The following is an 8,175-nucleotide window of genomic DNA, read 5'->3' on the forward strand; positions in this document are numbered from 1 at the left end:
GAGCAAAGGCCCGCAAACCGAAATCGGTTGTTGCCCGGCCGGTTGGCGAGGCGGCGCCTCAATCATCGCATCAATTGGTCAGGCCGATCTCGCGCATCTTGGCGTAGACGACCTCGTCGGGCTCGCCGGTCTCCGGCAACCCGAACAGCGACTGGAACTCCTTGATCGCCGCCTTGGTGCGTGCTCCGACCACGCCATCAAGCTGCATGTCGTCATTGCCGAATGCCTTCAACCCGGCCTGGATCTTGATGATGCGGGCGTCTGGTGCAGGAACTGACGCATTTGCCGGCGCCGAAACGGGAACGGCGATCGTGTCGCCCGGCCGGGGTGCCGGCCGCGGCACGATCGTCGAGGCGGTTGGCGTAGCGCCCAGTTGATCGAGCAGAGCGCTGTCGATCTCGCCGGAAGCATTGAGCCCGACCTTCTGCTGATAGGCTTGTATGGCCTTGCGCGTGGCGGGACCGGGAATGCCATCGACCGTGCCGGTATAGAAATCGAGGTCTTTCAATATGTTCTGGACTTGCTCGACGACCGGATCGCTTTTGATCGGCGCCGGCTCCGGGCCCGGCCGCACGATGTTGATGGTGGTTTCGGGTTCGACGGCGGCCGTTCGAGGAAAGCCCTCCATGCTCCTGGTCACGAAAAACGCGCCGGCATGGGGAAAGGGCTGGTACCAGAGAGCGTTCGCCGAGACGTAGAACAGCGTCACCAGAAAGGCGGTCGAACCGCCGACCAGAACCGGATTGCGAGAAATCAGGCTGCCGACCGCGACCGCGCCGCCCTGGAAGGCATTGCCGCGGCGCTTCACCGCCTTAGGCTGTTTTGCGGAGCGAGCCATCCTTGTCCCCTTTTGTCTCCCCTTCCGTTCTGGCCGCAGGCATCGGCAGCACGCCAGGCTTATCCGTCGAACGTCCCCTCGGTCCGTTCACCGGCAAGCTGATCGTTACCGTGGTGCCCTCGCCCGGCATGCTCTCGATCGACATCGTGCCCTCGTGCAGCGCCACCAGGCCCTTCACCAGCGACAGACCGAGCCCGGTTCCCTCGAAGCGGCGTGTATAGTCGTTCTGGATCTGCATGAACGGCTTGCCGAGATTGGCAAAATCTTCCTCGGCGATGCCGATGCCGGTGTCCCTGATCCAGAAATGCAGTCGCGAACCGATCCGCTTGGCGCCGATGACGACATCGCCGCCATCGGGCGTGAACTTGATCGCGTTGGAGACGAGGTTGATGAGTATCTGCTGCACGGCACGACGATCGGCGTTTATCTCGCCTGCATCCGGTGCGATCTGAGCCTGCAGATCGATGTTCTTTGCCTCAGCCTGCAAGCGCATCATCGACTGGCACATTTCGACCGCTTCCACGAAGCGGAACGGTTCCGGCTCGGTCGCGTAGGCGCCGGCTTCGATCCTCGACACGTCGAGTATAGAAGTGACGACGGCAAGCAGATGCTGGCCGGACTCCTTGACCAGGCCGACATATTCCTTCTGGCGCGGATCCTTGAAGGTGCCGAACATCTCATGCAGCAGCATGTCGGAAAAACCGATGATGGCGTTCAACGGCGTACGAAGCTCATGGCTGACGACCGCCAGAAACCGGCCCTTCGCAACTTCGGCAGACGCGGCCGCCTCTTTCGCAGCGGCAAGCTCTTCGCGCAATCCGGCGACTTCGTCGTTTTCGCGCAGGACGAACGTGAAGATGTCCTCCTGCTGTTCGGCCCGCGTCAGCTCAAGGGAAAACGGCCGGTAATTGTCCGCTGTCGGGCCGTTGCCGTTTTGCGGCAGCCGGACGCGAAGATCGAGCCGGCGCGCTGGCGCGCCATCGCGCATGTCGGCCAACGCGCTGAGATATGCGACGCGATCGGACAGATGGATACGATCGAACAGGCCGGTACCGAACAGCAGTTCCGGTTGCAGCTTCAGGATCGTGCGCGCCTTTGCCGACGCATCCAGAACCTCGCCATGCCTGCCGACCCGCAGGACAACGGCGTCGATGAGGGTCTCGAGCCGATCGTCGGTCGCCGGATCAAGCTGCGCGCCGGCCGGGTTGCCAAGTGCCGCGATACGCGGAACGAGGGTGAACGCCCAGGCCAGCGGCAGCAGCCAATGCCACGCGGCGATTTCCGCCGCGCCGAACGGGAAGACAGACCCGGCAAAAGCCTGCAGCAGGATAGCGACACATGCGGATACTGAACCCCACAGTGCAGCGCGACGAGACGCGCCGATCCACCAGGCTTCGAACGGCAGCGCCACGACAAGCATGGCGACCGGCGAGGCCAGACCTCCCGCCGCGGCAATGACACCGGCAAGAGCAAGACTGCCCATCGCCAGGGCGGCTTGGCCGGCGAACGCCATCCTGCCCGATGCCGCCACCAGCAAAGCGGTAAACCAGCAAAGGCCGAAAGTCGCAAAGATCGCAGCCATGGTCACCGCCGCGCCCAGGCCCGAGGTGACCAGCGTGACTGCTGCCCCCGCGGCGACGAACGGAGCGGCCAGCATGACACCGATAAACCGGCGCTGGCGCCGGCGGTCGTTCTGTCCGAGGACCGACGGATGAACCATACGTTCGCAACCGGCTGCCATCGCGCCGGGCAATTCAACGTATCTGGCCCTGATCGAACTCAACTCAACGCACTCGCACCCGGTCGTGAACAGCTCTGCTTCGCAGGTCGCTTCTTGTTTGTCTGAAACTCGCATCCAGCGTTTAAGGAATGGATAAGGCGGGGCTGACCAATGCCAGGCCTGAAGCAAAAATATTGGGAGGCCGGCGCGGCAAAAGCTGGGCAATTGCAGCCATAGTAAATGGAGGGTTATCCGGGCGGACCGCCCCTGCGCCTGCCGCAGTCGCCATCGGCGCGCCGCGCTTCGAGCAAATAACTATAGAAAACAGTTGGATGGATGGTTAACCTTACGTGAAGAAAATCCGCTGGATCTAAAGCAAATCCATTGCAAAATGCTTCGTTTCGAATTTGCCTAAAAATTGAGGAAAATTTTCGCTGACAAGGCAAGCCGTCCTTTGCGCGGCCATGCCACTATCGTATCCATAAATGAGGTCATGCCGCACGAATGCATGATCCGGTCACGGATGAGAGGGCATACAGATGGGCTTTCTGATAAGGATGGCTTTCTGGTTTTCGCTGGTGCTTCTGGCGCTGCCGCTGAATGTCGGCTCCGACGAGGCAGGCCACCAAAGCGTCGGGCCGATCCAGGCCTTGTTTGCGGCACGCGAAGCAGTCGGCGACATTGCCGGCATATGCGAGCGCAAGCCCGACGTCTGCGAGACCGGCAAGTCCGCAATGCACACGATCACCGCCCGGGCCAGGGAGACCGCCAAGATCGCGGCCGCCATGCTGGACGACAAGACCGCCGAACCCGACACGGCGACAACGACCGGCAGCGTGCCCGTGGCCGTCGTCTTGCCCGCGAAAGTCGACTTGCCTGTGAAAGTCGACTTGCCGGCGAAAAACTGAGCTATTTTCAGCTGTATCTGTCGCTGCACCGCAGGTCGCCCGCCCTTTCGACGCCTATGGTGTTTTTCCTCTTTTTCCGTGACGCGGCGCCGCCGGATGACTATATCCGGGGTAATGACCACGACGATCCAAACGATCCGCGACGACTTCTCCCTGCTTGACGAGTGGGAAGACCGCTATCGCTATGTAATCGAACTGGGCGAGGCCCTGCCACCGTTTCCCGATGAGGAACGCACCCCCGCCAACAAGGTGCCCGGCTGCGTCAGCCAGGTCTGGCTGACCACAGACTATGGGCCAGGCGCCGACCCGGTCGTCACCTTCGTCGGTGATTCTGACGCCCATATCGTGCGCGGCCTCGTCGCCATCATGCTGGCGCTGTTTTCGAGACGTCCCGCCAGCGAGATTCAGACAATCGACGCGGAAGCCACGCTGAAGGCACTCGGCCTCGACGAACACCTGTCGCCGCAACGCGCCAATGGTCTTCGTTCGATGGTCAAGCGCATCAAGCGCGACGCCGAGGCGGCCTTGAGGCAGACTGCCTGATTAGACGAACAGCGCGCGCTTATCCCGCACATTGGAGAGCCCCGCATCTGGCGCGACGCGTATCGATTGCTCCAGCAATGCCCTAAAAAGCAAAACGGCGCCCGGAGGCGCCGTTGATTGTTCGACCCAGGTTGAGAAGAGAGCCTGCTTCAGCGCCCCTTGCGCTTGCGGCCGAGTCCCATCTTCTTGGCAAGCTGCGAGCGGGCAGCAGCATAGTTTGGAGCAACCATCGGGTAGCTCGCGTCCAGATTCCATTTTTCACGGTACTCGTCGGGCGTCAGACCGTAGTGGGTCATCAAATGACGCTTCAGCGACTTGAACTTCTTGCCGTCTTCAAGACAGACGATGTAGTCGTCATGGACGGAGCGTTTCGGGTTTACAGCCGGCTTCTGCTTATCGGCAGGAGGTTGTTCACTGGCCCCGCCCACGCGCCCGAGGGCAGCATGGACATCGGCGATAAGGCTCGGCAGCTCGCCGACCGGCACCGGATTATTGCTGACATAGGCGGCGACGACGTCGGCCGTCAATTCGATCAGCGCATCACTATTTCTGGAAGGTGTCTCGACAATATCCATGGCTTTATGGCCCCAACGAGAATTGTTTCTATCTGCGCCCTATTTTTGATAGGTCGGGCATTGCGCGAAATTTTTGCAGGAAAGAGCCTCTGCGATTCGCGTCGCGGTATCCTAATGAGGCAGTGAACCAAGTAAGTCAATTCGCTTCTTGTGCTATATTCACCAACGTTAGTCGAATATTCCACGACCAGCTTCAATCTTTCGTGCACTCTGTAACTTTTCGATATTTTCCGGTCAGACCAGCAACGGCTGACGCTGCGTCACGCTTCCGTTACATCCGTATGGCCAGTAAAAAGATGTCAATGCTTGGCTATGCTTGGTTGCGATGCAGGCTATCTGGTTGTTTTCACAATCCGCGAAACCACAGGTTGCGATTTGTTTCTGCTTTCTGTGAGCAGGCGCTGCGGACAGGCACCGATCCATCAATGTGGGGTGATGTATTTTCCATAGGCCCAGCCGGTGACGAAATTGCCGTTCCGTGCCGGATCATGCCAGACTTCGCACCAGCGATAGCGGATCTTCTGTTTCTGCTTCCAGGCCGGCTGATCGGCTATGTCGAGCAGGTTTCTGCCGCCGGTGCATTTCCCGGTCATCTGCAAAACGGCACCGTTGGGATAGGCGGCCTGCTTCAGGGATGACCCCGCCGGATACTTGCGCACGTTGAGCGTGTCGCCAAACGGCACGTTGGTCACTTGCCAAGCTGCGAACACGGTTGCATGAGACTGGCCGGTAAAGACCAAAACGGTCGAAGCGACGGCGAGAGCCGTGGCAGCATGAAAACGGAATTTCATTTTTCTGTCTCCTCCGGCTCATCTTCTGGAGCCCGGCGAAACATGCGTTCCGGCTCTTGAACCCGCGCTGATCGGCGTGTTCATTCGCCGTTCAAATAATTTCCACAGCGAGGCGCAATGACCAGAACCCCAGCATTTCCAACTGTCAGCCCACCGCAGCCAGAGAAGCGACCGGTTTTCGACATACATCATGGAGTAACCCGGACAGACGACTATGCCTGGCTGCGAGCCGAAAATTGGCAAGAGGTGTTCAGGGATCCGTCCCTGCTCGACAGCCGGATCCGCGCCCATCTCGAAGCCGAGAACGCCTATCAGGCGGCGCTGATGGCCGACACCGCCCAATTGCGGAAGCAGCTTTTCAAGGAGATGAAGGGCCGCATCAAGGAAGACGATTCTTCTGTGCCGATGAAGGATGGGCCCTATGCCTACGGGTCATCCTTCAAGCTTGGCGGCGAACAGCCGCGTTATTTCCGCATGCCGCGTGATGGCGGCGACCAACAGATCCTGCTCGATGGCGACCTCGAGGCCGAGGACAAGGCCTATTTCCGCCTCGGTGGCGTCGACCACTCGGCCGATCACGGCAAGCTTCTTTGGGCATTCGACGACAAGGGCTCCGAATTCTTCACGCTTCGTGTGCGCGATCTTGCCAGCGGCAACGACCTGACGGACCGGATTCCGGATACCGGTGGTGGCGGCGTGTGGGATGCCGGCAATGACGGGTTCTTCTACACCCGCCTCGATTCCAACCATCGCCCCTCCAAGGTGCTGTTCCACGCCCTTGGCGACGACCCGCAGAATGATCGGCTGATCTATGAGGAAACCGATCCCGGCTTCTTCATGAATGTCGGCGGCACGCGCTCCAACGAGTGGATCATGATCGGCATCAGCGATCACGAGACCTCGGAATACCGGCTGATGAGGGCCAGCGAGCCGTTCGCCGAACCGAAGCTGGTTTCGCCGCGCGAGACCGGCCTGCAATACGACCTCGAAGAGGGCGGCGACATCTTCTTCATTCTCACCAATGCCGACGGCGCCAAGGATTTCAAGATCATGACGGCGCCGGCGAGTGATCCGGCGCGCGCCAACTGGCAGGAACTGGTGCCGCACGAATTGGGCCGGCTGATCCTCTCGGTGATCGGCTTCAAGGACCATATGGTCAGGCTCGAACGCAAGGAGGGCCTGCCGCGCATCGTCGTGCGCGACCGCAAAAGCGGCGAGGAACACCTCATCTCGTTCGACGAGGAAGCCTTCTCGCTCGGCCTGTCGGGATCGTATGAATACGACACCGAGATCCTGCGCTTTTCCTACTCGTCGATGACGACGCCGGCGCAGGTCTTCGACTACAACATGCGCACCCGCGAGCGCGTGCTGCTGAAGACCCAGGAAGTCCCGTCCGGCCACGACCCGGACCACTATGTGACGCGGCGGCTGATGGCGCCCGCCGCCGACGGCGAACTGGTGCCGGTCTCGCTTATCCATCACCGCGAAACGCCGCTCGACGGAACAGCGCCTTGCCTGCTCTACGGTTATGGATCCTACGGCATCACGGTGCCGGCCGCGTTCAACACCAACTGCCTTTCACTGGTCGATCGCGGCTTTATCTACGCCATCGCCCATGTCCGCGGCGGCAAGGACAAGGGCTATGGCTGGTATGACGACGGCAAGCGGGCGCACAAGATGAACACGTTCACCGATTTCATCGCAGTCGCACACCACCTCGTCGCCGAGCGCTACACGGCCCATGACCGCATCGTCGCACAGGGCGGCTCGGCCGGCGGCATGCTGATGGGCGCGATCGCCAACATGGCGCCGGAATGCTTCGGCGGCATCGTCGCCGAGGTTCCGTTCGTCGACGTGCTCACCACCATGCTCGACGCGACCTTGCCGCTGACGCCACCGGAATGGCCCGAATGGGGCAATCCGATCGCTTCGGAGGAAGACTACCAGACGATCGCCGCCTACTCGCCCTACGACAATGTCGCAGCGCTCGACTATCCGCCGATCCTGGCGCTTGCCGGCCTTACCGACCCGCGCGTCACCTATTGGGAGCCGGCCAAATGGGTGGCGCGGCTGCGCGACCGCAAGAGAGGCGACAATCCGGTGCTGTTCAAGATCAACATGGACTCCGGCCATGCCGGCGCATCCGGCCGGTTTTCCAGGCTCGAGGAGATCGCCTACACCTATGCCTTCGCGCTGAAGGTGGCGGGCAAGGCCGATCTTTGAACGGCATAGCCTTCGAAGTCGACGACGCGCTACAACACTGGCGATTAGCCATCAGCCGCCATGCCTTCGTCCCAGAGCGCGGCGAACGCGAAGCAGAGCACAGACCCAGGGATCCGTTGGCCGAAGAATGCAACGGCTTATACTGGAATAGAAACGCTCCGTAGCGATCCTTCGCGCCCCCCTCTGTCCTGTGGACATCTCCGCCACTTCCGGACATCTCCCCCCTCGTGGGACCGTTGCGCAGTTTCAGGAGAGCGCTGGCGGGAACGGGTTTGGCGCCGGTTTTCGTTTGTTTTTGGGTTTTGGGGTGTCCTGTCTGGGGTTTCAGGCGGCGGTCCGGCCCTGTGTGGCCGGAATCCGGGCGCACCTATCCTGTGATGGCGGCCCATCGGCGCATGTTGAAGGCGATGGCCGCCATCGTCACCTGGGCGGCTGCCTTGGCCAGCCCGACATAGCGGATCGTGGTCAGCTTCATGCGGCGCTTGAGCGTGGCGAAAGTGGTCTCCACCGCAGCCCGCCGTCTGGCGATCAGGCGGTTGTAGCGTTTGAGCCGCGGCGGCAGCTCGGGATGGTGCTT

Annotated in this window: 8 protein-coding genes; 3 read left to right on the forward strand and 5 right to left on the reverse strand. The window is 61.1% G+C overall.

What is annotated here, in order from left to right:
• Positions 1 to 70 precede the first annotated feature (70 nt).
• Both IQ26_RS13530 and IQ26_RS13535 read right to left on the reverse strand, forming a co-directional pair.
• Complete coding sequence (locus IQ26_RS13530; RefSeq protein ID WP_145717917.1) at positions 71 to 838, reverse strand: peptidoglycan-binding domain-containing protein; 768 nt, start codon at positions 836 to 838, stop codon at positions 71 to 73.
• Complete coding sequence (locus IQ26_RS13535; RefSeq protein ID WP_145717919.1) at positions 813 to 2,558, reverse strand: ATP-binding protein; 1,746 nt, start codon at positions 2,556 to 2,558, stop codon at positions 813 to 815. Before IQ26_RS13535 ends, IQ26_RS13530 begins: the two co-directional genes overlap by 26 nt.
• Before the next feature lie 539 nt (positions 2,559 to 3,097).
• On the opposite strand from IQ26_RS13535, the gene IQ26_RS13540 reads away from it, so the two are divergent.
• Together IQ26_RS13540 and IQ26_RS13545 are read left to right on the forward strand one after the other, a co-directional pair.
• The gene (locus IQ26_RS13540) at positions 3,098 to 3,466 is read left to right on the forward strand and encodes a DUF5330 domain-containing protein (protein WP_145717922.1); all 369 of its coding nucleotides are present in this window, start codon (positions 3,098 to 3,100) and stop codon (positions 3,464 to 3,466) included.
• Positions 3,467 to 3,580: 114 nt separating this feature from the next.
• A complete protein-coding gene (locus IQ26_RS13545) occupies positions 3,581 to 4,009 on the forward strand; it encodes a SufE family protein (protein ID WP_145717924.1) in 429 nt (142 codons plus the stop codon).
• Positions 4,010 to 4,158: 149 nt separating this feature from the next.
• On the opposite strand, the gene IQ26_RS13550 is transcribed toward IQ26_RS13545, so the two are convergent.
• Positions 4,159 to 4,584, reverse strand: coding sequence for a Ros/MucR family transcriptional regulator (locus IQ26_RS13550; RefSeq protein WP_126040360.1), 426 nt, complete (start codon positions 4,582 to 4,584; stop codon positions 4,159 to 4,161).
• Positions 4,585 to 5,006: 422 nt separating this feature from the next.
• Positions 5,007 to 5,375: an SH3 domain-containing protein gene (locus IQ26_RS13555; RefSeq protein ID WP_145717926.1), complete on the reverse strand. Its 369-nt coding sequence runs from the start codon at positions 5,373 to 5,375 to the stop codon at positions 5,007 to 5,009.
• Between the two features lie 117 nt (positions 5,376 to 5,492).
• On the opposite strand from IQ26_RS13555, the gene IQ26_RS13560 reads away from it, so the two are divergent.
• Entirely contained in the window at positions 5,493 to 7,598 is a 2,106-nt protein-coding gene (locus tag IQ26_RS13560; RefSeq protein ID WP_145717928.1) for a S9 family peptidase, read from the forward strand.
• Between the two features lie 367 nt (positions 7,599 to 7,965).
• On the opposite strand, the gene IQ26_RS13565 is transcribed toward IQ26_RS13560, so the two are convergent.
• The coding region (locus IQ26_RS13565; RefSeq protein ID WP_145717930.1) for a transposase at positions 7,966 to 8,175 on the reverse strand (210 nt) is incomplete at its 5' end.

Origin of the sequence: Mesorhizobium tianshanense (assembly GCF_007830515.1) — a bacterium.
Lineage (GTDB): Bacteria > Pseudomonadota > Alphaproteobacteria > Rhizobiales > Rhizobiaceae > Mesorhizobium > Mesorhizobium tianshanense.

Coding starts and splice junctions, on each gene's coding strand:
- IQ26_RS13550 (WP_126040360.1), bottom strand. CDS start 4,584: ATGGATATTGTCGAGACACCTTCCAGAAATAGTGATGCGCTGATCGAA.
- IQ26_RS13545 (WP_145717924.1), top strand. CDS start 3,581: ATGACCACGACGATCCAAACGATCCGCGACGACTTCTCCCTGCTTGAC.
- IQ26_RS13535 (WP_145717919.1), bottom strand. CDS start 2,558: ATGGTTCATCCGTCGGTCCTCGGACAGAACGACCGCCGGCGCCAGCGC.
- IQ26_RS13540 (WP_145717922.1), top strand. CDS start 3,098: ATGGGCTTTCTGATAAGGATGGCTTTCTGGTTTTCGCTGGTGCTTCTG.
- IQ26_RS13560 (WP_145717928.1), top strand. CDS start 5,493: ATGACCAGAACCCCAGCATTTCCAACTGTCAGCCCACCGCAGCCAGAG.
- IQ26_RS13530 (WP_145717917.1), bottom strand. CDS start 838: ATGGCTCGCTCCGCAAAACAGCCTAAGGCGGTGAAGCGCCGCGGCAAT.
- IQ26_RS13555 (WP_145717926.1), bottom strand. CDS start 5,375: ATGAAATTCCGTTTTCATGCTGCCACGGCTCTCGCCGTCGCTTCGACC.